The organism is Paenibacillus sp. LC231 (assembly GCF_001860525.1).
In the GTDB taxonomy this organism is placed as follows: Bacteria; Bacillota; Bacilli; order Paenibacillales; family Paenibacillaceae; genus Paenibacillus_AQ.
This window is the reverse complement of record NZ_JFOM01000022.1, coordinates 57,688-82,799: the sequence shown is the minus strand read 5'-3', so window position 1 is coordinate 82,799 and position 25,112 is coordinate 57,688. Positions and strand designations below refer to the sequence as shown.

General features: G+C 48.6%; 17 protein-coding genes. 3 read left to right on the top strand and 14 right to left on the bottom strand.

The genetic code is table 11. The features are described 5' to 3' along the window. Positions 1–116: 116 nt before the first annotated feature. The 5 genes from AK95_RS16260 to AK95_RS16240 form a co-directional block, all read right to left on the bottom strand. Positions 117–305, bottom strand: coding sequence for a hypothetical protein (locus AK95_RS16260; protein WP_071220993.1), 189 nt, complete (start codon positions 303–305; stop codon positions 117–119). Positions 306–376: 71 nt separating this feature from the next. Next, on the bottom strand, positions 377–862 hold the full coding sequence (locus AK95_RS16255) for a DUF6530 family protein (RefSeq protein ID WP_071220992.1): 486 nt from the start codon (positions 860–862) through the stop codon (positions 377–379). Positions 863–1,185: 323 nt separating this feature from the next. Continuing rightward, the gene (locus AK95_RS16250; RefSeq protein WP_071220991.1) at positions 1,186–2,475 is read right to left on the bottom strand and encodes a class II aldolase/adducin family protein; all 1,290 of its coding nucleotides are present in this window, start codon (positions 2,473–2,475) and stop codon (positions 1,186–1,188) included. Positions 2,476–2,589: 114 nt separating this feature from the next. Further along, positions 2,590–5,784 (bottom strand): FtsX-like permease family protein, encoded by a 3,195-nt coding sequence (locus AK95_RS16245; RefSeq protein WP_235613134.1) that lies wholly within the window; start codon positions 5,782–5,784, stop codon positions 2,590–2,592. After that, positions 5,765–6,532 (bottom strand): ABC transporter ATP-binding protein, encoded by a 768-nt coding sequence (locus tag AK95_RS16240; RefSeq protein WP_071220989.1) that lies wholly within the window; start codon positions 6,530–6,532, stop codon positions 5,765–5,767. Before AK95_RS16240 ends, AK95_RS16245 begins: the two co-directional genes overlap by 20 nt. Positions 6,533–6,771: 239 nt before the next feature. Here AK95_RS16240 and AK95_RS16235 point away from each other — a divergent pair, with 239 nt between their 5' ends. Further along, positions 6,772–7,443, top strand: a complete 672-nt coding sequence (locus AK95_RS16235) for a response regulator transcription factor (protein WP_071220988.1) — start codon at positions 6,772–6,774, stop codon at positions 7,441–7,443. Next, positions 7,440–8,468 carry a sensor histidine kinase gene (locus AK95_RS16230; protein WP_071220987.1) on the top strand — a complete coding sequence of 343 codons (1,029 nt, stop codon included), beginning with the start codon at positions 7,440–7,442 and terminating at the stop codon, positions 8,466–8,468. The genes AK95_RS16235 and AK95_RS16230 overlap by 4 nt, the downstream gene beginning before the upstream one ends. A 69-nt stretch (positions 8,469–8,537) precedes the next feature. Here the strand turns inward: AK95_RS16230 and bahA are convergent, their stop codons facing one another. The 4 genes from bahA to AK95_RS16210 form a co-directional block, all read right to left on the bottom strand. Then, positions 8,538–10,796: a bacitracin amidohydrolase BahA gene (gene bahA, locus AK95_RS16225; protein WP_071220986.1), complete on the bottom strand. Its 2,259-nt coding sequence runs from the start codon at positions 10,794–10,796 to the stop codon at positions 8,538–8,540. A gap of 97 nt (positions 10,797–10,893) precedes the next feature. Then, on the bottom strand, positions 10,894–12,045 hold the full coding sequence (locus AK95_RS16220; protein ID WP_071220985.1) for a HAMP domain-containing sensor histidine kinase: 1,152 nt from the start codon (positions 12,043–12,045) through the stop codon (positions 10,894–10,896). Beyond that, positions 12,042–12,755 (bottom strand): response regulator transcription factor, encoded by a 714-nt coding sequence (locus AK95_RS16215; RefSeq protein WP_071220984.1) that lies wholly within the window; start codon positions 12,753–12,755, stop codon positions 12,042–12,044. Before AK95_RS16215 ends, AK95_RS16220 begins: the two co-directional genes overlap by 4 nt. Before the next feature lie 132 nt (positions 12,756–12,887). Next, the gene (locus tag AK95_RS16210; RefSeq protein ID WP_071220983.1) at positions 12,888–13,460 is read right to left on the bottom strand and encodes a TetR/AcrR family transcriptional regulator; all 573 of its coding nucleotides are present in this window, start codon (positions 13,458–13,460) and stop codon (positions 12,888–12,890) included. A gap of 241 nt (positions 13,461–13,701) precedes the next feature. Here AK95_RS16210 and AK95_RS16205 point away from each other — a divergent pair, with 241 nt between their 5' ends. Next, a complete protein-coding gene (locus AK95_RS16205; protein WP_071220982.1) occupies positions 13,702–14,646 on the top strand; it encodes a ketopantoate reductase family protein in 945 nt (314 codons plus the stop codon). Between the two features lie 332 nt (positions 14,647–14,978). On the opposite strand, the gene AK95_RS16200 is transcribed toward AK95_RS16205, so the two are convergent. The 5 genes from AK95_RS16200 to AK95_RS33850 all read right to left on the bottom strand — a co-directional run bounded on the left by AK95_RS16200 (position 14,979) and on the right by AK95_RS33850 (position 25,084). Beyond that, positions 14,979–15,635, bottom strand: a complete 657-nt coding sequence (locus AK95_RS16200; protein WP_071220981.1) for an SGNH/GDSL hydrolase family protein — start codon at positions 15,633–15,635, stop codon at positions 14,979–14,981. 326 nt (positions 15,636–15,961) lie between these two features. Then, a complete protein-coding gene (locus AK95_RS16195) occupies positions 15,962–16,831 on the bottom strand; it encodes a methyl-accepting chemotaxis protein (protein ID WP_071220980.1) in 870 nt (289 codons plus the stop codon). An 18-nt stretch (positions 16,832–16,849) separates the two neighbouring features. Next, complete coding sequence (gene yfmT / locus AK95_RS16190; protein WP_071220979.1) at positions 16,850–18,304, bottom strand: benzaldehyde dehydrogenase; 1,455 nt, start codon at positions 18,302–18,304, stop codon at positions 16,850–16,852. Positions 18,305–18,544: 240 nt separating this feature from the next. Next, positions 18,545–19,243: an iron-sulfur cluster repair di-iron protein gene (gene ric / locus AK95_RS16185; RefSeq protein WP_071220978.1), complete on the bottom strand. Its 699-nt coding sequence runs from the start codon at positions 19,241–19,243 to the stop codon at positions 18,545–18,547. A gap of 252 nt (positions 19,244–19,495) precedes the next feature. Next, positions 19,496–25,084 carry a pectinesterase family protein gene (locus AK95_RS33850; protein WP_083397652.1) on the bottom strand — a complete coding sequence of 1,863 codons (5,589 nt, stop codon included), beginning with the start codon at positions 25,082–25,084 and terminating at the stop codon, positions 19,496–19,498. Positions 25,085–25,112 lie beyond the last annotated feature (28 nt).

Genomic DNA, 25,112 nt, shown 5'->3' with positions numbered 1-25,112 from the left:
CCTCCTCGTGTTTTAAATTTGGTTGGCGAACCGAATTTATCTTAACACTTCGGAGGATTTTTTTTATACAACGCTTAAGCTATCCTGAACCATACGCATAGCGTATGGTTTTCTTTTTACAATAAAATCGTGGCGATTTTCATCTCGCCGCGATGCCAATTACGCTTGATTTCATTCGTGATTCGCCGTTCTTCCTCGCTTGCTGTATGTGTTAATGGTTTTTTCCAGACAAGACTTTTTTCTTCCTCGGTCAATACTCTACCAGGAGACAGCACGTAAGTTTCATTATTATTCTGGTCTTTCATGACCGCTCATCTCCAAACTCTCGTTAACTCTGAACGGGGAATGGCCTCGCCACTCCCATCCGACAGCTTTCTCACCGTACATAACCCAATTCTTCTAACATTCTGGTCAAAGTGCGCAGACGTTCTCCTATCATCTCGCTGTTGTCGCTCAATGCCTCGTTGAACAGCTTGATATCCTCCTGAATCTGTTCATTATCCGTGCAAACGGCTACCGTCATAGCGTTCCCCTGCAATCCGATCCGGTCGATCACAGGATGTTGCGGGTCATATAAATCTTCAAATCTATAGGCTTCGCTAAAATGTGTCAGGGCACTGCAAATGAGGATGGATAAATCCAGAATTCGATGAAGAGGTAACTCATCCATTGGACCGGCCCAATGTTCCTCAGCAGCTCTCCATACTTTGGCGGCAATATGCGCCCTACCATCCTCGTTCTGCTCGCTCAAACCCAAAGATAATGCTCTTACATCTGTCTTATATGCGAATCGCCCATCCACTTTCCCATAGTTATCCGAAATAATCACGGGTTTATGATTTGTAGAAGCAGGTATATTCATTGTGTTGTGTCTCCTCTTTTCCAAAGAATTAAATCGTAATCCAACTGCGCTCATAGCTGCCTATTTAAGATAGGTTTGAACACATTAATATAAACCGATTAATAAACAAAAATATAATTAGTCTATTTATATAATAGACAAAATTAATATTGTTGTAAAGATCAGCTTGAAAACACGCATATCGAATCGTTTCCGAGAATGTGCCGGATTCCCCAAAATACTGTGAAGGCCCGATGTCGATATGTCTAAGCCGGAAAAAACGAAAGGCTGCCGCACTATTCTCGCGGCAGCCTTGGTACAGCTGAAGATATTCCATTCTTTTACTAATCCAGATTAAATGCTGATTCGAGCTCGCGAATCCGATCGTCATCGATGTGTATGACATTCCCAAGCGTTCTGGCCGACAGAATGGACTTGGCGCTGTACTCTGCAACTTCCAATCGATCAAAAGCATTGAGCAGGCTCTGTCCCGCAACGATGACACAATTATTGTTCACGATGGCGATCGGCGTATCGGGTCTAAACAGCGAAGCGGTACGCTCGGGCTCATTGTAAACCGCATTAAAGGGAAGCTTGGGCATTCCGCGAAGCAAGATATAACTCTCCGGAATCGTTCTTGAATCGAATACGGCATCCGTTACGGCAAATGCCATGATGTTAGGCGGGTGCGCGATAATCACCGAATCGACATGCGGCTGCATTTTGTAGATCGCTTCGTGGAGGAAGACGGATTTGCTTGGCTGTTTGCCGGCCTCGGCTTTGCCGTTCTCTATACGGACGAGATCACCCGGCTCCAGATGGTTGCGGTCTTTGCCGTAGGGTGTAATGACAAAATCATGACCAAATAAACGATGGGAAAAAGTGCCCTGCGTGCTTGTAAACAGACCTTGTTTATACGCACGCCGCATGAGTGCGCACATGTCCTGGCGAATTTCTTTTTCTTCCGACGTGCAGGTGTCGCGGATATACGTATCCAGCTGCCGCGTGCTTTTGTTGCGGACGATGTCGTAATCCTCATCAGTCAACAGGACGGGATTTCCGATTCGCCGCGCCTCGATTTCCAGCCTCGCACAGAAGTCCAGGGTTTCAAACCGGTTAAACGCTTGCGGAAGATCCCCGGCTCCGACCACAACCCCATGGTTCTCCAGCATGACCGTGTCGATCCCGCTCTTGAAAACAGCCGCAATGTTCTCCCCGAGCTGTTCGCTTCCAGGCAGGGCGTAAGGTGCAATCCCGATCTCGCCGCAAATCTGTCGTTCGTTCGGAAGCAGCCTGGTATCGGGAATGCGCCGGACAATGCTGAACGAAACCAACGCTGGCGGATGGGCATGAATGATCGCTTTCAAATCCGGACGGGCTTGATAGATAAGCCTGTGGAAGGGAAATTCGCTGGATGGTTTGTGAATTCCCAGAACCGTACCATCCTCCTTCACGCATACCATATCTCCCCGTGTAAGGGAGCCTTTGTCCACCCCGGCGGGTGTTATCCAAATATCTCCGTTCTCGTCCCTGATAGACAGATTACCCCCGGATGTGGTCGTCATGCCATGGTTATAAATACGATTGATAAATTGAAGGAGCAGATCTGTCGGATGCAAAAACTCCTGATTCATGCTTACCACCGCCTTATCCGAATTTCTTTGTTTGATTTTGTTTGTTTTTATTATACTGTTTTTTTCTATTGATAAGCGATCAAGATTGTGACAAAACCGAGGAAGGAAATGTCTTTACTTTATAAAATCAACCATTGGATAGTCTGCGGACGGAGAGGTCAGCAGCGGCTGTGGAACACCCTTTAAATGAAAATCGAAAAAGGCAGCGACATAATCCCGATGGGCAGCGATTGTCTGTTTGGGGTCGGCAGTTCCGATAGATTGCTGGACTACTCGCGGCGAAAGGCTCAGCTTATCTTGAAGCTGTGGAAGCAGCGTCTGATAATCTGTAAACGTATAATGTGCTCCCTCGGGAATGCTTAGATCGAGTTTCCATCCGGTTGAATGCTGCCAGAACATTTGACGGTCCATCGCGGTTAGATGGGAATCAACCTCGCCCTCCTTATTGTAGCCTGAATTCATGAGCATGAAGGGGCGATCCAATCCGTGCTGCGCCACCGGGAGCGGGTTATCGGGCATGTGCCCCATCGTTCCGTCCATGTCGATGCCAGCGTCAAAGCGATCATCCTCGTACATCACCTGAGCAGCAGTAGCCCCGCCGGCGGAATGTCCGAATATTCCGATCTTAGACAGGTCCCATGTTTGTTGAAGTCCAGCGGGCAATGGTTGATCGCCTGGATGACGGCCTTCCTTGATGAGTTCGAGTTGGTCCAACACATATTGGATATCATCCACTCGTACCTCCAGCATCTTCAGTACCGTCTCTGCACTGAAAGGCGGTAATAACTCCGTTGCCACACGCCCATCGGGAAATTCGACCGCAGAGGTTTCATACGTATGATCGACTGTAACGACCACATAACCTCTGCTGGCCAAGTCTTCGACTACAGCCGTCCCGAAGTTTCTTGGAACAGACCCGCCAGGTGAGTAGATGAGGAGCGGCCACCCAACGTCGTTGTTCGCCGGCGGTGCATTTAACCAAGCGTGAGTGCCGATACCGGAGAGATCGACCCGACCGGGATCCAATCCGATCGTGGAGATTGCGTTTTCATCGTAATACTTTGCTGCTTCGGGCTGCATGTACACAGCCTTCTGCTCGCTTTTTCCCGTGGCGGGGTACCATATGCTGATCATGAGTTCCCTGTCTCTGTCCTGTTTCCATGGGTCCACCCGGTTGTCATCCTTGAAATGCATTTCCATCGTTCCCACAGAATATTCTCCAGTAGGTTCTGGCAGCTGTAATTGGATTTTCTCTGCCTGGCCCCTCTCATCCTGCGCTGCAGGGGTTTCCGTGCCGAAGAAGATTCCAATCAGAACCAATAGACAGACCATGATTGCAATAGCCGCAATTCTAGCCACGGGGGCAGACTTTCCATTGACGATCCTGCTGATGGAGTTGACCGTGAGCACATAATAAACCGTGTAGATCAGGAAAAACACAGCCACGCAGATCAGGATGGGCAGCATAAGACTAGCACCTGCCATATTGCTGAATAATCTTTTCAACAATTGCAGGATGACCATGTAATGTGCAAGCCCGATCATAAGCGGCAAAGCAAAAATAAATGCGTTCTGCCTAATAATTGCGATACTTACTTCTTTTCCGCTTACACCGATTTTTTTTAGAATGTCGTACCGTGGTTTGTCTGCTGTTGCTTCAGTCAGCTGCTTGAAATAGATCATGCTGCCTGTTGCCATGACAAAAACGAGCCCAAGAAATCCTAAGATAAACACATTAAAGGCCGCTTCTTCGATTCCAAGACGGTATTCGGAATAATATGAAGATAAATTCGATTCCGGTGTCTTCAGCGACGCCAGCGCATCAGCCGTGTGCTTCGTCGTCTTCTGTTCCTGCACGGCATACCCGACATAGCGGGTCGGAGAAACTTGCGCCTCCATTTTGTCGTAGGTGCCGTTACTTACAACAATCATCACATCCGGATAACTCCAATTAATGATTCGTTCTACGGTCATCCCCGCAAAAGCAAGGGTTATTCGTTGATCCAGCAATTCGATATCAACCGTTTCGCCTTCATAATCGGGCCATTCATAGTCCGTATACATGGGCCGGATCGCTATAGCTTCATCCGGTTCGATCGGATCAAGTACAGGAAAGCGCAGCGCAGTTGCCACCTGGTTGTATTGATCGATCGAGACCACTTTGAGCGGGGTTTTGTCTGCTTCGATCATTCTCTCCGGAAGGATCTCCGGTTTGGAAGCCTCCCCTTTTGTCTCCAGCACCGGAATCGTCATGTGCGCGATAATCGGATGCGCTTCATCCCGGCGTATGATATCGTCTACATTTTGATTAAAGGCGTTGTCCTGGGCAATATACATGTAGCTAAATGGCGCGGTAAGCTTCGATGTTTTGTCAAACGTATAGTATGCGCCTAAACCGACACTGAAGGCGCACAACGCCGCAGCGGATAACAGGGAAATGACGCTTAACAAACGAGCGTTCCCTTTAATCCGGTACACCAAATTAGAGGTGATGACCAAATTCATGCCTTTATAATAACTTCGTTTTCTCTTCTTGGCGGTTCTCAGCAAGACAATGACCAGCGAGGAGAAGAGCAGAAGCGTTCCAGCGATAATTCCGACAGTCATCACACTCAGATTGACAAGAATTTCTTCGGTGACTGAAAAATCGCGAAAGGCGAATCCATATCCCGCAATCAAAAAGAGAACTGCACCCACTGCCGATAGAAACGACGCTTTCGGCTCCTGCTCCCCTTCCTGCTCCGCTCGAAACAATTCGATGAGTTTAAAGCTGTAGATCAATCGATAGCCTTGGATCGATGTCGCCAAAATAATCACCATGAACACGATGAGCGTATGAATCAGAGCTCGAAGAGAGAAAGCCATGCCTACCTGTACAGGCGTCCCCAGCAGCTTGATTAAGATCATAGCGAACAGCTTGGACAACAATGTGCCAATCAAGATTCCTATGATTAAAACCGTTACCCCAATGATCAGGTTTTCATAAAACAGCATTTTTCCGATCTTTTTTTTCGGTAGACCAAGTAACGCGTACAAGCCTACTTCCTTTTTACGCTGCCTGGAGAAAAAACGGTTGGAATACATAATAAAGACGGTAACAAATACGATCAAAATGATGGATGCTATCATAAAAACGGATCGCATGCTCTGCGATGATTCGATTGAACTCGTAATTTCTTGGCTGTATTGCAAAGAAAGAAAAGTATAATAGATAATGACGCTGAACAGGATGGAAATGAAGTAGATCGTGTAGTTTTTGAAGTTCCCTTTCATGTTCTTTTTCACGATGTCAAACAAGGTCACTTGCATCCCCTCCCAGAACGGTCAATACATCCAATATTTTTTTGAAAAAGTGTTTGCGGGATACATCTCCTCTAGTCAGTTCGGTGAAAATGCGACCATCCTTTATAAACAGCACCCGCGTGCAGTAGCTTGCCGCAAACGTGTCATGAGTGACCATCAAAATTGTTGCCCGATCATATTCATTCAGGTCTTTCAGGCTCTCCAGCAGCGCGGTCGCCGATTTCGAATCCAGAGCGCCGGTCGGCTCATCGGCCAGCAGCAGGCTGGGGCCTGAAATCATGGCGCGTGAAGCCGCAGTCCGCTGTTTTTGCCCTCCTGAAATCTGATACGGGTATTTCTCCAGAATCGGGGTGATGCCGAATTTGTCCGCGATCTCCCCCACTCTATGCTCGAGTTCGGTGACATTCATCTTGGCAAGCGCCAGGGGCAGCAAGATGTTCTCCTTCACCGTTAAAGTGTCCAGCAAATTGTAATCTTGAAAAATGAAACCCAGTTTATCCCGGCGAAAAGCGGATAATTGCTCCTCATCCATCTTCAGTACGTCTACCCCGTCAATCATCACCTCTCCCGAGGTAGGCTGATCAATTGTCGCAAGCACATGGAGCAAAGTCGACTTGCCTGCGCCGGACGGCCCCATGATTCCCACGAACTCTCCCTCCTGCACGGTCAAATCGATATCATCCAAGGCGGTATATACATTTCCTTTTACACCATAAACCTTTCTGATCTGAGAAGCGTTCACTACCATTTTCATGTTGATCTATCCTTCCTGGTTATCAAATAGAAACAAGGTCAATACATTTTCGACATCATGTATTCCTTATCCTGATCTTAATACAGGTCACCTTTACTTTAGCTTACAACTTCCCCCTCTACCTTACATTCCTGTCACATTAGACAAAGGAAGCAGCCCCGGATACTTGCTTGTCTGCCGCGGGAAGATCGTATACAATGTGTTTAATTTGCCGCTAGTAACGCCCGGGAGGATCGTTTATGAAAATCATGATCGTAGAGGATGACCCGACCATTCGGGGGATGATCCAGTTAGCTTTAATCAAATGGAGCCTGGAAACGGTAATTGTAGAAAACTTTGACCTTGTTGCACAGTGCTTTATTCATAACCAACCCCATCTTGTGATCATGGATATTAACCTGCCTTCGTATGATGGATTTTACTGGTGTCAGAAGATAAGAGAGATTTCCAATGTACCGGTGATCTTCCTTTCTTCCCGCGATTCGCCCATGGATGTTGTTATGTCAGTGAATATGGGCGGGGACGATTATATACAGAAGCCGTTCCATATGGATGTGTTGACCGCTAAAGTTAATGCGCTGCTGCGCCGAACCTATTCCTATTCGGACATGCAATCGGATGTGCTCGAACATGAGGGGGTCATGTTCCATCCGGAGAAAGGTATTCTCTCGTATGAAGGGGGAAAAGCGGAGCTTACCAAAACGGAGGTCAGTATACTGAAAATCCTCATGCAGCAAAAGGGAAAGGTTGTTGACCGTAAGAAAATCATGCGTCATCTTTGGCAGGATGAAAGCTTCGTGGACGAAAACACGTTAACCGTTAACATCGTCCGCTTGCGTAAAAAACTGGCCGGCATCGGCAAGGAAAACTGGATTGTTACCAAGAAAGGGCAAGGTTATATGGTCCCATGAGTTTCATACAATACATAAAGGACAAACGTTATTTTTTGATGTTGTACGCGGGTATGATGGGCTTTATTTCAATAATCATGACTTTATCCTTCAACCCGGCCCTCGTGTCTGGCAACTTGCTGTATATTCATATCGTTTGCTTTGCATTGGTCACAGCTTACTTGCTGATTGGCTATTATTATCGAAGATCCTATTACCGGAAGCTTCAGCAACTGATCCATCTGGACCGAGAAGATTGGCCTGTCGTTGCCCCTGAACCACAAAACTTGCAACAACGGCTGTATCTCGAGCTTTTCACCAAATTGCATCGTCAACATGAACGTGACCTTCGGAAACTGAATGAAGAGAAGATCGATCATCAGGAATTTATCTTGTCCTGGATTCATGAGGTGAAACTTCCCATAGCGGCAAGTCGTCTGTTAATGGAGAATAGCACCGGGGAAACAGCCGATTCCCTTGCCGATAAACTTGAGGATGAGCTCGACAAAATTGAAAATTATGTGGAGCAGGCATTATACTATTCTCGAATTGATTCGTTCTCCAAAGATTATTTCATCACGGAAGAACCATTAGACGCGATTATTAAAACCTGCGCGAAAAAATTCGCGAAAACGTTTATCAACAAGCGGATTCGGTTTCATATGGAGGACATTCGGCAAACGGTTCATACCGACCGGAAATGGCTCGGATTCATCCTTGATCAAATCGTTGCGAATGCTTTGAAATATACGAATGAAGGCGGAACCATCACATTCATCGCCGAGGAGGACCGACAGGAAAAAAGGATGCATATTATAGATTCGGGCATCGGGATTCAGCCGGAGGATCTTCATCGAGTTTTTGAAAAAGGATTTACCGGTTCCATCGGAAGAAGCCATGCCAAATCGACCGGCATGGGTCTTTACCTCGCAAAGCAATTAGTGCATAAGCTGGGCCATCATTTATCCATCCAGTCGGAGGCGGGAGCGTATACCAAGGTCACGATTCATTTTCCTAAAACGGATACGTATCACAGCTTGCTGTAACGGTTTGAGCCCGCACATGCTGGGCGTACAATACCAAAAAAGTCGCCATTTAGGCGACTTTTTTACCTTTTAAGATCGAATGCCAACATCACGAAGCAGAATGCTTCCCCGCTTGGTTAGATTGAACTCGATGCGAATCTTGCTCAACTGCTGCGGGTTGAAGTCCGGATTCATTTTGTAATAATCGTCTAATTGGAAATCGTAGCTTTGAAATACGGGTTCTGAAGTATTGCCTGCATTCGAAAATGGCCATTTGAGAAGTTTACCTTCAATAACAGGCGGCAACTTGGATATGTGGCTGAGGGGAAGACTTGCCTGATGGCCCTTCCTATCTTCAACCGTAATCGTAAAATTGATAAGCTCTTTCGGGTCGCCGCTTTCTTCTGTTTTGCGTGCATCTGCCAGCGAAAATACGATCGAGCTATCCCTTCCTGTTTCCACCCCGTTATCCGGCAAAGTAACCGTATAGGAGGCAGGCTCGGACGAACCGTTCGAATTCCAGCCTAAGCGAACCGCGCTGTAATCCGCTTCGCCCCATTTTGTCTTAACCTTTTCTTCCTTCCATTGCTGCAGGTTCTCGCCCCGCAGGCTGCCGCCAGGAAGCGTGGTGCTCTGCAGATCGATGTCTTCATGAAAATCGGCGATCAAGGTCGTCTGCGAATCGTAATAATTGCCCACATACAGATTGTCGGGAATCCATTCCTTGGCGTAACCCAAATCCTTGAACACCTCCCTGTATTGCCGTTGGTCCTTCAGCGTGGCATCCAGGAACGAAGATATGAACACTTTTGCGATGGTTTCCTGCTCATCCCGTGGCATAATTTGACGTAGGTTAAACAGTTGGTTCCCCAACCCTGCCCCATCCCCTCTGCCCCAGCCTCCGTTAAACTGGCCGTGGTTGGCTCCATAAATATAGACCAGCGATTTCATGTAATTTGTGCCCTTGGTATAACGAATCCGGTGATATTGCTTCGCACCGTCCAGGCTGTTGACATCCATATCATGAGCTCCATGCAAAGACAGATAATTTACGTCTTGCAGCGGCAGAGGTTTGCCTTGGGGCTTATATTGCCCGTCCGTTCCCGCAATGGAAATGAGCGAGCGGATCGAAAAGTTATAATCAAACTTGATATCCCCATGGTCCGGATGACGGCCAAGCTTGTTATACGCTGCCGCGATCGCGACCGCTTCGCCGCCCCGGGAATGACCGATGAGGGCGATTCGTTCCATATCGACCTTTTGGTAAAACGGGTTGTCCGGATCGCTGTTCCAGTCCTTCCAGGTTTGCAAATGCTCCAGCAGCAGCAGACCCCTTGCCGGATTTTCACTTAGCAGCGGGCTGATCAGGAATAGATCCTCATATGGGGAGAAATTGAGGAAATTTTCATCCACGGAGACAAATATATACCCTTTGCTCGCGAGCAGCCTGCCGAGATATTCATAACCCGGATCGGAATAATCATTCATCAAGTGATTACCATGTACAATCAAAACAAGCGGAAAGGTGCCTTCCCCTTCGGGATACCACACTCTTCCGTTTAACGGCATGGCCTCGGGTCCGAATCCAAGCGACTTCGTGCGCAAAGACGACCACTTCTCAACAAACCTGGACGCATCCACCGTTTGGGTGGTTAGGGAACCGCTTTGATTAAATTCTGTCCGATAGTTGTCAGGACTTCCGTATAACAGGCTTTGGACGGGATATGTGCCTTGTTCGGCCGGATTGTTCATCGTCGAGTCTTCATATCGGGTTGAGGTTTTCAGCTGTTTCAATGTGATGTCCGGAGCGGCATCATCTCCGGCCCGAATCAGCCAGAAGCTGCCAGCGCCGATCGCGATGGTGATCAAGGACAAACAAGCCATCGCGCCGATTTTCCTGGTTTTAGACACTTGCTTGTAGCTTCCCGCTGCAAATTTATAAGCCAATGCACCAAATAAAGATAAAACAATGGCCAAAGAGACGATGAAGACTGCCGATACGCCCGGCTGCACAATAAAACAGAATAAAAACATGATCAGGGAATACAGCAGCATCCAAATATAACGGCTTGGTAGTTTCTTGACCCCGTGCAGCAACATTGATGCTAGGCCGCTTATAAGGGCAGCCGCAAAGAGAAACAGGAATGTGCCCACGATGAATTTACCGACACCATGCCCCGTCAATAGATAATTGGCCTGTATCAGAATTAGAATAAAGCCGGTGGCGCCGAGCCCAAGCGACGCACCCTTCCATCCAGGGGATAGCGGCCCCCTACGCTTCCGGTTTGCCATGATTCTTCGAAAAAACGTAACGCCTTTTTCTTTTTCTTTCTCTTTGTGTATTTCCAATCTCTCCAGTCCTCCTGTATCCCTTAAAGTGGTTGGTTCTACTTCTGAGGTTACCGGATAACTCTTTCGCTCCACTTTCCTGAATCTTTCAGTAATCTTACAATTCGTTAGGAAGAAAAAGAATGAATTTCGTGTGCCCGTTCGTGATCAGCCTGATGTTACCCCTATGTTTTTCAACCACTTGTTTGGCAATGGCAAGTCCCAGACCCGTCCCCCCATCGCTTTTTCGGGCCTGATCTCCGCGGACAAAGGCATCGAAGACCTTTTCCCTCAACCCATCCGGGATTCCGATGCCATCGTCTGTAATGTGAATTTCGACTCCTCCCCCCGTTGCTGCCAATTTCAGTTCAACAGCGGTACCGGGCGGATTGTATTGAATAGCGTTTGACAGGATATTGGAAACCGCCCGATACAACCAGGTCGTGTTGAATGGTACGATGATTTCACTATCAGGTATATCGTAAAGGAAATGAAACTTCTGTTCTTCGAACACCTCGTAATACTCGGCTGCAATTTCCCTTGTGAATTCTGTAATGTCGGATGCCTCAACGGCAAAAGGATAGTCGGGACTATCCAGCTTGGACAGCTCGAAGATACCGTCAATCAGCTCCGACATCAGACTGGCTTTGTCGGAAATCAAATGCAGGATTTTTTGCCTTCTCTCTTCCGAATCAACGAGCCCCACTTCCATCGCTTCGATATAGCCCTGAATGGTGGTCATCGGTGTCCTCAGGTCATGGGAAATGTCGATCAGCATTCGCTGCTTGCTCTCTGCAAGCTCTCGCTTTTCCCTCTCCATCCGTTCGAGCCGTTCAGCCATATCATTGAAATCATCCTGAATCTGGGCAAGTTCATAGCTGGCTCGAAAATGTAATCTTTCATGGTAATGTCCGCGTGCAATGCTGCGGATACCATCCGCAATCGATCGGAGCGGGGTCGTGAGCCGGGATGCCGTCCATCTTCCGAAGACATATACGGTAATTGCAAACAAAGCGAGAAACAGCAGCAGCGTTTTCAGTGCCATTCCATAAAACACCTTCTCATGCTGATTGCTGTCCATGCCTGGCACGGCTGTCGGACTGCCTATGGCTCCAGCCTCCGCCTTGACCGGTCCGGAAGCCTCCATAAAATAATCCATGATCAGCGCATTTAATACAAATAGCGAAAACGCGGCAATCAGCGCAATGGTAACAAAGAAAAAAACATATTGGCGAATCAGCGATCGCTGCAGGCGATTAGGTGAATTCATGGCTGTAACTCATCTTTCTTCGCAAACCGGTAACCGAGTCCGCGAATGGTTTTGATATAGACAGGCTTCCTGGGACAAGCCTCGATTTTGTCGCGAAGCCTGCTGATTTGGACCATGACGGCATTATCGTCAGCCAAATAAAGTTCATCCCAGGCATGCTCAAAAATTTGCTTCTTCGTAAATACGCGCCCCGGCTCCCCCATGAACAGCTTCAATAATCTGTACTCGATCGCACTCAGCGAAATCGGCGTTCCCTTGATGTATAACATGCATTCCCGGTGATCCAACTGCAAGTCCCCGACGCAGGTTTCGGATACCGCTGGAGCTTCCAACGGCTCATTAAACTCACAGGAGCGTCTTAACTGTGCCTGAATTCTCGCCATCACTTCGAGCGGGCTAAACGGCTTGGACACATAATCGTCTGCCCCCAGCTTGAGTCCGGTTATTTTATCAATCTCCTGATTTTTGGCCGAGATGAGAATAACCGGGATTTTATAATCCTGCCGCATTTTGCGGAGCAACTGGAATCCGTCGATGAGCGGCATCATGATATCGAAGAGTGCGAGATCCACGTGCCTGCTTCGCAGATGCTCAAGGGCAGCTTTCCCGTCGAAAGCTTCGAGCGTCTTATATCCCTCTGCGTCCAGATAAAGTTTAAGCATGTCAATGATATCCGGATCATCATCGACTACAAGTATGGTTTTAGGCATAGATGCATCCTCCTCCAAGTAATATATGGTTCTCCTTGGGGAGCGAATTTCCTTTTTTGGGTGGTTTCGTCAGCATCGCGGTATGTAAATAACCTCCCACTTGGATCATCGGAGGTCATTTTATGATTGATTTTAGTGGCGTCCAACGAAACCATATAAGAGAAGCTGGATAAGTTCCGCCATCTTAGTTTTATAATTCCCAGCTCTGGCCCAGGAAGCTTGTAGCGTCCCGACGACACTTAATAATTCCAATAGGGTCTCTAGCGAAACAGAGGAATGAATCGCCCCTTCCTTCTTCCCCAGCTCAATAAATTCCTGAATAAGCGCAATTCTAATTTGATTCGTGTTTTCACTATATAAGCTCGCTAGCACCTGATCCTCCACGGCACCCGGTGTGCCAAGCAATTGATAGTCTTGATCTGCACAGATCTCCAAAATCCGAGATATCTTATCTTTGAAGTCGATATTTTGATGCAAAAGCTCCTCAGCCATTTGGAGCGTATGTTGCATCAGAACATTCGCACATTCCTTGACCACCCCTTCTTTGCTGCCGAAGTAGTTATACAGCGATACCGACGATACGCCGGATTCATCGGCAATGTCTTTAATGCTAACATGGACGAAGCCTTTTTCTTTAAAAAGCTTTAATGCCGCATGAATGATCGCATCCTTCTTTTGCTGCGTTCTGATTTCGAATTTATTCATCACTCTTCACTCACTTCCCGTGTTCATCACTACAAGTAGTTTAACATAATGCGAATAGTTTTTAAATTTCACAGTCAATATTTAAAAACTTATTGACATCCTGGTTGATGTCCATATAGAATCAAGCTGTGGTTTTTAAATTTCGGAACGAATATTTAAAAACTTTGTTAAAGAGACAAGGGATGCGCTTGAGCAAACATGGTTTGATCCAATCGTTTAACCCACAATGGAGGGACCCACGATGAGAATATTAGTTTACGGCGCAGGGGTTCTGGGCAGTTATTTAGCCCACGAGCTGGTGCGTGGAGGGCACAACGTCACGATGCTGGCAAGAGGACGACGAGCAGAGGAGTTGGAAAAGAACGGCAATGTCATTCGGCATTATTTTCAGTTTCAAACCACGGTTAATCAAGTAAGGGTCATCCGAGAACTACAGCCGGACGATGTTTATGACCTTATTTTTGTTGTAATGAAATATCCGGATTTCGAGGCTGTGCTGCCTGCCCTTGCGGCGAATCATAGCTGCCATATCGTTATAATGGGTAACAATGCAAGCCCTGGGGAAATGGAGAAGTATTTGCAAACCCATAGTCCGGTAGCGAAACAGGTTGCGTTCGCTTTTCAGTCGATTGCCGGCTGGAGGGAGAATGGCCGGATCATTAGCGTGCGCGGCCCAAGAACCAACATAACGATCGGTGGTTTAGGAGTGGATCTGTCATGGCGCTCAGTGATCGATCAAGCTTTGGTTAACACCAAATATAAATGGACTTACATTACAAATATGGATGAGTGGCTGAAAAGTCATTTCGTTATGATCTTGCCTTTGAATTCCATAGCTTCTTCATATAACGGTAATTTGCGCAGAGCCGCAAAAGACAAGAAGCTTCTTAATCTGGTCATTCATGCGGTAGATGAGGGGCATCAAGTATTGGAGAAAAACGGCTATACGGTTTCACCTGCCGCTCAAAAGCAATTCGCACGCAACAAAAGAAAGCTGTTCTACATCCTGTTGAAGATAATGTTGTCAACCCCGATTGGCAAAATCCTGCTGAGTGATAAGGCTGTGTCATCAAACGAGATGACTGCGTTACACCAAGCTTTTGATCATTTGAAGATACGCGCGAACATAGCTACGCCTCATTGGGATGAGCTTCAACATTATACCCATCCCATAGAGGGATCATAGAAGATGGCTTAGTCGATCTATCACTTAGCCAGATAAAAAACAATGTTCATTAAATATCGGACACTTATTCCCGAACCGTGTTCTGTGGCGGCTAATATGGAATGAAGATTCGGCAGAACGTGCATGATTCGCATATGTGTCTTTTCTTGAAGTGTTCCCTCCATAATCTGCGTATGATCTATAGCTGATCCAATCTTGAGCACACAGCCAGGCTTCGAACCGGCCGGGATCATCAAAGTCGATTTTTTTAAAATCATAAGGTGCAACCAGCACAAGAACATGACTGACTTGATTATCTGTGAACTTTCGAGCGAGTTACTTTATGTATCTGTTCAACTTATAGCGAATGGACTATTCTGCACGACCCTCAGCCATTCACGTGAAATCAATTGATGCCCGGCTGTCGTGGGATGAATGCCATCCCATATCCAATACTCTGCGCCTGCTCGTTTTGCCGCATGATCAAACGCTTCTTGCAGAGGGACAAACAGCGTTTCAAACTCTTGAGCCAATTGCCGGACAACTAGGCTATATTCATCCAGCCGTTGACGCCATTTGTCCCAATTCTGCACGGTGGCGCCCGTTTTCAGTACGAATGGCTCACATAAAACCAGTCCCGTCTGTGGAAGCACTTCTTTCGTTTCCTCCAGTATGTGACGATATGCTTTTTCGAACCTGTCGGTAGCTCCGCTTGGCGAGCCTTCGATGATCCGACCTGCGTCGTTAACGCCAACCAACATACTGATCAGGTCAGGTCGCAGGCTAATCGCATCTTCATTCCAACGCGCGTACAAATCCGAGACGCGATGGCCGCTGATCCCTCGATTGATGAACTGTGGCTGGCTTTCCGCTAGTGCATAGCCCAGCTCAGCGGCAATAAGATATACGTAGCCATGTCCATGAATATGATTAAGATCGTTGTCGCGCCCCCACTTCCCGTCCGTTATGGAGTCACCTTGAAACAATATGGCTTTGCTTGTCTTTGTCATCCTCTTCACTGTACCTTTCTTCAAATGGATTCGTGGACCTATACGGATCTTTGTCACGTCGAATGTTACCGCTTTCAAAATTACCCATTATATAATAATAAACCAAGCAGCGAAGCGAAAATACCCTAGCGATTAGCTTAAAAAGCATATCAACATTAGATATGAACCGGATATCTTTTGAAGATCACGACGGAGAGTTCATCGGCATCATGGTGCATTGCCACAGCATATCGAATAAAAAGCAGAAATACATCATAGGTGTATTTCTGCTCTTTTCTGCTCTATCGGCCTGTATAAAATTAAGTTACACAGAGTATTCTGAGTTTCTATTGCTTGTTTTCTTTTGCATACAGGCTTTCTTCAGCTACCTGCGCTAACTCCTCTGCTTTGATACTAATCTCATGGATCGTTGCAGAGAATTCCTGAATCGCCCTTGACTGGGTATCGGTAAGCGTGTGGATATCGGAAAAAGCATGATTTAAGCGCTGCAAAAATTCCTGAATATTCTTCGTAATGCCATTAATTTGATCCACGTTCTCTTTGGAGCTTGTCGCCAACTTCCGAATCTCATCGGCAACGACCGAGAACCCCCTCCCGACTTCCCCAGCTCTTGCCGCTTCGATAGAAGCATTAAGACCTAACATATTGCTCTGATCCGAAATCTCCTTAACAACGCTGGAAATCTTTCCAATCTGCTGCGCGCTGGAGCTGACATCCGTCATTTGATTCGTTACATCGGTTACACGTTCGGTCAGGTGAGCAATCGATTGGCTGATGTCTTCAATGGACGCTGTGGTCTGTTCAACAATTGCCGAAAAACTCTCGGCCATCTCAAACAGCGCATTCGCTTTTTCAAGACTTGTCCCCATGCCTACACCGCCGATAACCCTGCCTTGTTCGTCGTGAAGCGGGATCGCGCGTGCAGCTAGCGGAAATCCAAACAGCTCTTTCGGAACGACAGCCGATAAAGCTTTATTATTGCGGATGGCATCGGTTACGATGTCCCCCTCCACTAGCGGGTCCCCAGGCTTGACATTCAGCGAAAAGGTTCTTCCCGGAATGTTGATGATAAGCTTCTCCGTATCATAAATGCCAATCGTGATGTCATCATTCGTAAGACTTTTCAGCAATGGAGCCACCTTTACAAAGGCGCTGATCAGCTCATGCTGTGTTTGCTCTTCAGTCACATTATTCATGCCTATCTCCCCCAACCCTTAATACGGGAATTTCCTTTGTCCGTAATGAACCGATATCCACTTCATGGTCGTAAATTCATCCAGGCTCCATTCCCCATTCAGACGACCCAACCCCGACTGCTTCTCTCCGCCAAATGCTACAATCGGTTCGTCGTTAATCGTGACATCGTTCACATGTATCATTCCTGTATGGACCTTCTTCGCCAGTTCTACCCCGCGTTCAAGATTGGAGGTGTGAATTGCACCGCTGAGCCCAAAACGTGTATTGTTTGCAATTGCAATGCCTTCCTCTTCCGTTTCGAACGGGATGATGCACACAACCGGGCCGAACAACTCCTCTTGCGCTACCTCCATATCCGGTTTGACATTAACGAGGACGGTAGGCTCCACCATTCTGCCGGTGATATTCCCTCGCACCAGGGGAACTGCACCTTGCTCAATGCCCTTCTCAATCAGCTTCTCCAGTGTTTCTGCCTGCCGATGGTTGATGACGGGCCCGATAATGGTCTGCGGATCGCTCGGATCACCTGTTGTAAGGGTAGAGACCTTCTCTTTATATTTATCTGCAAATTCCTGATAGATCGGCTTCTGTACAAGAATCCTGTTGGCCGACATACAGATCTGGCCTTGATGCGTGAATCTGCTGAACGTTGCCGCTTGTACCGCATAATCGATATCAGCATCTTCCAGTATAATGAACGCGCTGTTCCCGCCGAGCTCCAGCAGCGGCTTTTTGAAGTGCTTGACGGCCAACTGACCAATATGGCTTCCAACCTTGGTCGAACCCGTGAAAGAAATGATTCTCGGAATCGGATGCTCCACGAACGCATCGCCAATCTCCTTGATATCTGTCACCACTACATTCAACAGGCCCTTCGGTATACCCGCTTCTTCGAAAATCTTGCCGATCAGCGTTCCACCCGTAATCGGTGAATCCTCATGCGGCTTCAGCACGACGCCGTTGCCGGCACCTAATGCCGGGGCGACGGACTTCATGGACAAGAAGAAAGGAAAGTTAAATGGACTGATAACCCCAACCACGCCAGCCGGGATCCGATACAGTCGGTTCTCCTTGCCATCTTCAGTGGAAGGTAAAATCTTCCCCTCCATTCTAAGGGGGAACGTAGCCGCTTCCTTAATCATATTTTTCACAAGACCGATCTCGAATGCCGCCTTCAGACGCGTTCCGCCCAGCTCCTGAACGATAATGGACGTAATATCTTCCTCATGCGACTCAATATATTGAACAGCATTTTCTAGGATGTCGCGTTTACGGTAAGGGTTAATTTTGTCCCATTCCAGCTTAGCTTGATAGGCAGCCTGATAGGCATCATCAATGTCTGCAACGCTCGCGATTTGAAAAGCGGTAATGACCTCATCATTATATGGATTGATGTCAGGCAGCGTTTTACCGCTTTTACCGTCTCGCCATACCCCGCCTATGAATTGTTTTCCCAATTTCGAATAATCCATATGAACCCTCCTGTGTCGAATAATTCCAACTGATATATTTATCGACTGAATACAGGGAATAGTTAAGTGAATTTTATTTGATCTCTTCTCCCTCCCGGGGAAGGAGTCTGCACGCTAATCACGCTCTAACAATAACGCCCTAACCATAAGGTTAGGGCGTTATTGTTAGGGCGTTATTTTACACGTTCGATAGTCATCCGAGCAATTCCTCACCCAGCTTAGAAGGGGTTCTAACCAACGTTATACCGCTTGTCGAATCCGCTCAAACAATATGTTGTTTTCCAGATGGATATGCTCGAAGGTGTCCTTTTCAAGCATGGCCAACCGTTGATAGACCAGCCGATACGTGCCGCAGGCATCCGAGGGAAGTTCGAAATCAGCGGTTACATCCCTTAGCTCTTGAAGCAATCTGCCGGCGTGAGCATGTTCATCTTCCAGCTCAGACACATGCAGTTTAAGCTCCGCTGCAGCTTGGTGGTTAGGCTCTGCAACAAATTTCAAGATAAGCGGGAATACATGCTCGTCCTCATCCTTCGTATGATCCAGCAGTTCGTTTTTCAGATCCGAGAAAAGCTCCTGCACCCGGAGAAGCTCGGGATGATGCTCCCCATGTACACGGGCCAACTTCGTCACATACGGCGTTAAAGCAGGTAATTCATCCCGCAAGAAGGCATGATGTTTATGCTGGATGTATTCAATCAATTCGGATTCCTTCAGTGAAGCCGGACGGCTTTCCTGATAGTCGGCAAACTTGTTCTCCAGGGATTGAACCTTCTCCAGTACGGCGGCAGGTTCCAAATTACGCTGTTTAGCCGCTTCTTCCAGTGGCACCTGCCCTCCACAACAAAAATCAATCCGGAGTGATCGGAATAAATCCGCCGTTTGCGGGATGGATGTAACAATATCGGATACCTGGCTCTGAAGCGTGAATGAACTCATAGTCAAACCTCCTTAGACTAAATCCCGTCTTTGTGAACTATTTCACTCTTACAACCCAAGTATATGAAACTCCTGTCTCCGTACATGTGATTGCAGTCATACTGAAATGGAACACTATGTGAACGTTCAGGATCCGAGAACTACGGGAGCCAGAGCAACACAAAACAGGGATCTCACCATCCCTGTTTTGTGGATTCTGGACTAGAAGCATCATGATATCCAGCTTGATTCAAATTTTGAGGGCTTTAGAACTTATATAATCTCTTCCCTTAATGCCTCGGCATGCCGCAGCAGGATGTCCGCCGCCAGTTCCGACAGATGTTTGCCCCGCTGTGCCCGGACTTCGTTCTCAAAGCTGCCCATATTCCCCTTCTCCAGCTTCTTCGTCAAACTATTGGCGATACCGGCATTCCCAATCTCTCCGCTGCTCAGGAACCGTTCGATCAAAGCGATCATATCGCCGGTGCTCGTCACCGTCTGAAATTCAATCTCAGCAACTGCCGTATTGCCCGCAAGATCTGCTCCTTCAACGGTTAAGACATGACTTCCGAGCGGAAGCTGATACAGCGGGATGGCTTCACCGGATTGAACGGGATTACCGTCCAGCTTGATAGCCGTCCGGCTGTCGTCGACGCCGGAAACGGAATCGCTCATTTCAATGATCGGCGTCCAATCCCTGGAGACATTCCATCCTCCCTCCTGTGCCGGTGTTTCTACGTGAATTTCCGGTGGGGACAGATCCATGTTCAATACAATGGATTGGATGCTTTCCTCAAGACCTGCAGCGTTGACGGAGCGATAGTATATCGCAGCCGCGGCCGCTTCCCGGTCCAGAACGATCGGCCCCGAGTACGGAATCCAGGTGGTACCGTCTAAACTGTAGACGGTTTCGGTAACAGTTGAACCGTCGTCTTCCGCACTCAATTCAACAGTAACCGGCACCGTATACCAGCCGTTCAGGCCGTTAGGTGTTTCCGGTGTTATTTTGGACGATGTGTGCGGAGGTGTATCGTCTTCTTCCCCGTAAGGCTGCGGAAGAACCGGCATCATGGTCGGATCCCAACCATCCGATCCCTTCAACATCATTGGAATCGTGTACAGATTCGCTTCCTCCGGCGTGAGCTGCTTCGACCAATTCGCGCGGGCTTCGGCTGCCGCACCAGGTCCGGTATTGCTATATTCATAGTATTTGGCGGTTTTCTCGTTATCCGGTCGTCCCCAGTTATGCCAGCCTTTATCGTGCACGATTCCTTCCATTTCCGTGTTCATGAACAGCACATGGGCAAAGGGTCTCCATGGACGTCCAAGGTAGACATCTTCGATTCCTTCCGTTCCTGTAATCTTACTGTTGAGGAACAAATATCCGTAGGGCTGATTTTCCGGCGTGCTGGCAGCGGTTATATATCCGCCTGAACGGACATTGTGAATGACGCTCTGGTCAAACACGGCGATTCCTGGTCCGTAGATAAAATCCACCGCTCCTTCAATATAGCTATTCTTCACGTACACCCGTTTCCCGGCATTGTTCACAAAAAACGTGTCCTGATATCCGAGCATGCGGACATGGTTGAAATAGGCCCGATCTCCCCTCAGATCGATTGCGGGCGCCGGACCTTGAGGACCCGCTCCATTCGCAAACGTGATGTTCTCGGCGGTAAAATCATCGGATTCGACGGCGGTGGCACGTTCATTGAATCCGGTACCGGTAATACCGGTGTAGGTGATCACCGTCTCTTCCTTGCTCTCGCCGATAAAACTCACGGCATGCTTCGTTTTCGGAACAGTGACTTGTTCCTCATAGATGCCATTACGGATATAGATTATCGTTCGGTCCGTATTGCCCTCCGGGATGGAGTCCACCGCGGCTTGAACGCTGGTAAACATGCCTGTGCCGTCTTTCGCCACGACGATGACGAAAGCAGGCGTTGCTCCTTGAGGGTCGCTTCCGGCTCCCGGTCCGTTCTCGTTCACCGACTGGACCGAATAATAATAGGTTTTGCCGGTAACGACATCCGTATCGATAAATCCGGGCTGCCGCCAATCAGAGGCGATGATACTTCCTGCTTCGCTTCTTGATTCCGACCTTCTGATTTGGTAAGAAGCTGCTCCTTCTACGGCTGACCAGGAGAGCTTAACGTGGTCTTTGGCCGGGTTTAGTCGAAGATCACCCGGAGGCGGCGTGGTATTCGCTGGGAATGGAATGACCCGAACCGCTTCAGAATTCGCGCTGGAGGCGGTGCCGTTATGTGCGGAAACGACATAATAGTAGGCCGTCCCGTTCTCCAAGCCGCTATCCTCATAGCTGACATCCTTTACTTGATCGGCAATGACCGTGTAAGGGCCGCCGTGAACGGTGCTTCGCTTGATCTGATAACTCGAAGCTTCGGGTGAGGCATTCCACGAGATTACAGCCGATGCATCACCGGCACTCGCTTTAACATCCGCTGGCGACTCTAGCGGCGCCACCGGGCGGGCCTCGACCGGGTCCGTCGCCTCGCTTTCGCCGGCAACGCTAGTCGCAGTTACCGTATAATAGTAGACTTTACCGTTTACAAGCCCCGTATCTCTATAGAAGGGCTCTTCTACGCGTCCTGCCTCAATATAAGGCCCTTCCTGACTTTCACTTCGCTTCACCGTATAGGTGACCGCATGCTCCACCGGCTGCCAGGTGAGATCAGCCTGGGTGTTGCGGCTAAGTCCCGTGAGCTCCGTCGGGGCTTGCGGCTTCACGGCGTTCACCGATGGCGTGACACGCACTTGGTTCGAGGGATCGCTTTCTCCTAAATCACTCACGGCGGTAACCACATAATAATAAGTGGTTTCGTTGATTACGCTTGTATCCGTATACGATGGATTGGAAGCACTCAGATCTGATGCCACGGCCTCGTACGGCCCCCCGTTTGCGGTGCTTCTTTTGACGGAATATGATAAAGCACCTTTTGCGTTATCCCAATCCAGTTGAACCTTCCCGTTCCCAGGGATCGCCCGTAGTCCTTTAGGTGCGGCTGCCGGTTCCACGTATACCTTGATGTTGTCGAAGTAGTAGGTTCCTTTGCCAGTTCCGGGCGTTCTGCCGAACAAGGCGCTTCCCAGTCCTAACGTCCGCATATCGTCCCTAAGCTCAACCCCCCCCGCTGCGAGCACGTTGTCCACGTAAATATCCATGGTGTTGGCGGCCGCATTGGCAATGACCTTCAGATTGTACCAGCGGTTGGCGGCCGGGAGGCCGGTCAGCTTAACATCTTGGCCATTTTTGTTCTTGTAAACCAGGGCGTACGCATCCTCCTGAATCGGTAGCTGAGGCTTGCGCACCTCAAGAGCAATCGGCGTCTTGGTACCTTCTGCATCCTTGATATGAAACAGCACCGAAGTGCCGGGCATGGCCGGTGACATGAAATCCGTCTCGACAACGACCGTGCCTGCCTGCCTCGGGAAGTTGATGGTAAACCCTGTGCTGCCAACAGCATTATCGTATACCTTCAGCGCCTTTTCCGAATCGTTGCCCGTAGAATTGACGGGGACTTCCTCCACGGTTACAGTATGATCCGCATCCTGAGGCTGCGGGATCACTCCATATCCGTCAGGTACGGAGCCAGCTTCAAGGTTTTCAAAATCATCGTTCACATAATATACGGTTTTCGGGCCGCTGCCTGTATCTGCCGATATATTGATGTTGGTAAATGTCGAGGTATTGTATTTCCATGTCTCATTGTTCACTTTTCCCGCATCCGCCACGAGGCCGACATAGGCTTGCTTAGGCAAATCGACTTGGACGTTTCCGACCGTGGTCCAGCTGGTTCCATCTTGAGAGATCATTGATGTGAATTGGTTATCCTTACGGACAAGCTTGATCCAATAAGGCAACTGAAATTCCTGCTCCGGCTGAATTCTCGCAACCTCTCCGCCCTCCTCGGCTCGACTAAGGGTAACACCTCTTTTCCCTGTACGAATATAAGGGACGACCAGGGAAACGAATGGAGCATCCTCCTTCAGACTCTCGCGGAACATGATGCCCGCTTCCGCTTCCTCATTCGTAGGGGTAATGCTTTCAACCCGGGCCACAATTTCAGCGTCCCCCTCGATCTCCTGATAGGCAAAATGAAAGACGTCCTTCGTGCCGCCGATATCTCCTGTTGCCTTGACGGTCACTTCGCCGAGGGTGTCACCAAGCTGGGTGTGTCCCGGTATTCCCGGACTGCCTATATCTGCCGACTTCCAAGGCTTGATGCTCCCTTCGGTGTTCGCATGAACGACCACGCTCGTCGAGAACGCCATCGTTCCCGTATCGTCGATCGCTTTTGCGGTCCAATAATGGGTACCGTCCGCAGCGTCCGTCCACTCATAGCGGAACGGCATGCTGTCATCCTCTCCAACCTTCTCTCCGTTCCGGTAAAACTCGACCTTCGATACGCTTCCGTCTTCATCCGAAACGGACGCTTCAATCGTCACGTTCGATCCGGCTTTGACCACCGTGTTGTTCGCCGGAGATGTAATGACTGCAGAGGGATTAGCTGATCCGTTTCCCGTAAGGGAATTCAAATACAGCTCCAGATTCGTGTATCCTTCCTCATTGGCCAGATTGCGGTCACTCGGATCTCTCGGGTCCAGCCCGCGAGCGATCTCCCAATCATTCGGCATACCATCATGATCATCATCTTCTAACGTGGATCTAACCATCTCTACTAGCGGATATCCGCCTACTTCATTCTGAGAGTTGATATGCATGCCGGTTCGGTGAATAACGTCATGGATGATTCTGGCATCGACGGCATCCCGTTTCGGCAGGGTGGCTCCGGCGCTTTGCATAACCGCTGCATAAGCCTCTTCGGCGGATTCGGTCGGCAGTGGATTGGCAAAGGAAGCGGGAGTTTCCAGCTTCACGTAATCCGGATACTTATGAACGCCGGACCAGTTATCCTGAGTATATTTCGGATAGCCGTCCATAACGTTGCCGTCAATATAGTAGCTCCCGGTGCTCTCCGCATTCATAAACCGAACCACTTCCGTTTCAGGTCCGGGCTTGTAATAATTGTTGATCATATTGGTAACCGCGCCTTTGCCTCCGTACGAAGCAAAGAATCCCCAGTTGTAAACAACGTTATTGCGGAAATCATGGGAATTGCCTGCCGTGCTGTCAAACGCCGGGTTGCGGCTGGAGTTGTGGGCGATCAAATTATGATGAAAGCTGGTGTTCTTGCCGCCCCATATCCCGCCGTAGCCGTGTCTGCCTTTGACATGCCGGCTAATATGCATGGCGTCTGCTATGATCGACCATTGTACGGTGACATTTTCGTTGCCGTAAGGGCTGAGCACTTCGTCGACGGACCAGCTGAACGAGGAGTGGTCGATGATAATATCTTTCTTGTACCGCCCGCCAAAAGAGTCTGCTTCCGTTTCATTCATATCGCCCAGCCGGAATCGCATGTAACGGATGATCAGGTTGTTTCCATCAAAGGACGTTGGATACCCGACGACCGTAATTCCATCGCCCGGCGCCGTTTGGCCGGCAATCGTCAAATTGTCTCCGAGAATCTTAAGGGGAGATCTCAGCTCGATAACACCGCCGACTTTAAATACAACGGTCCGGTTTCCAGTACTGACCGCGTCACGCAGCGATCCCGGACCCGAGTCAGCCAGCGTCGTTACCTCGTACACGTCGCCGCCCCGGCCGCCGGTCGTATACTTTCCACCGCCTTCGGCACCCGGAAATGCCGGCGTTCGCGAGGAATTGGACGGGGTTACGGTTTCAGGGCTTTCCTCAGCATAAGCGGCTCCGCCGGAAAAACTTGTAAACAGCATGGTGAGGACAAGCATTTGCTTTAACCATTTTGCTGCTTTCAATTGCGTACCTCCTTATCATTTTGAGATG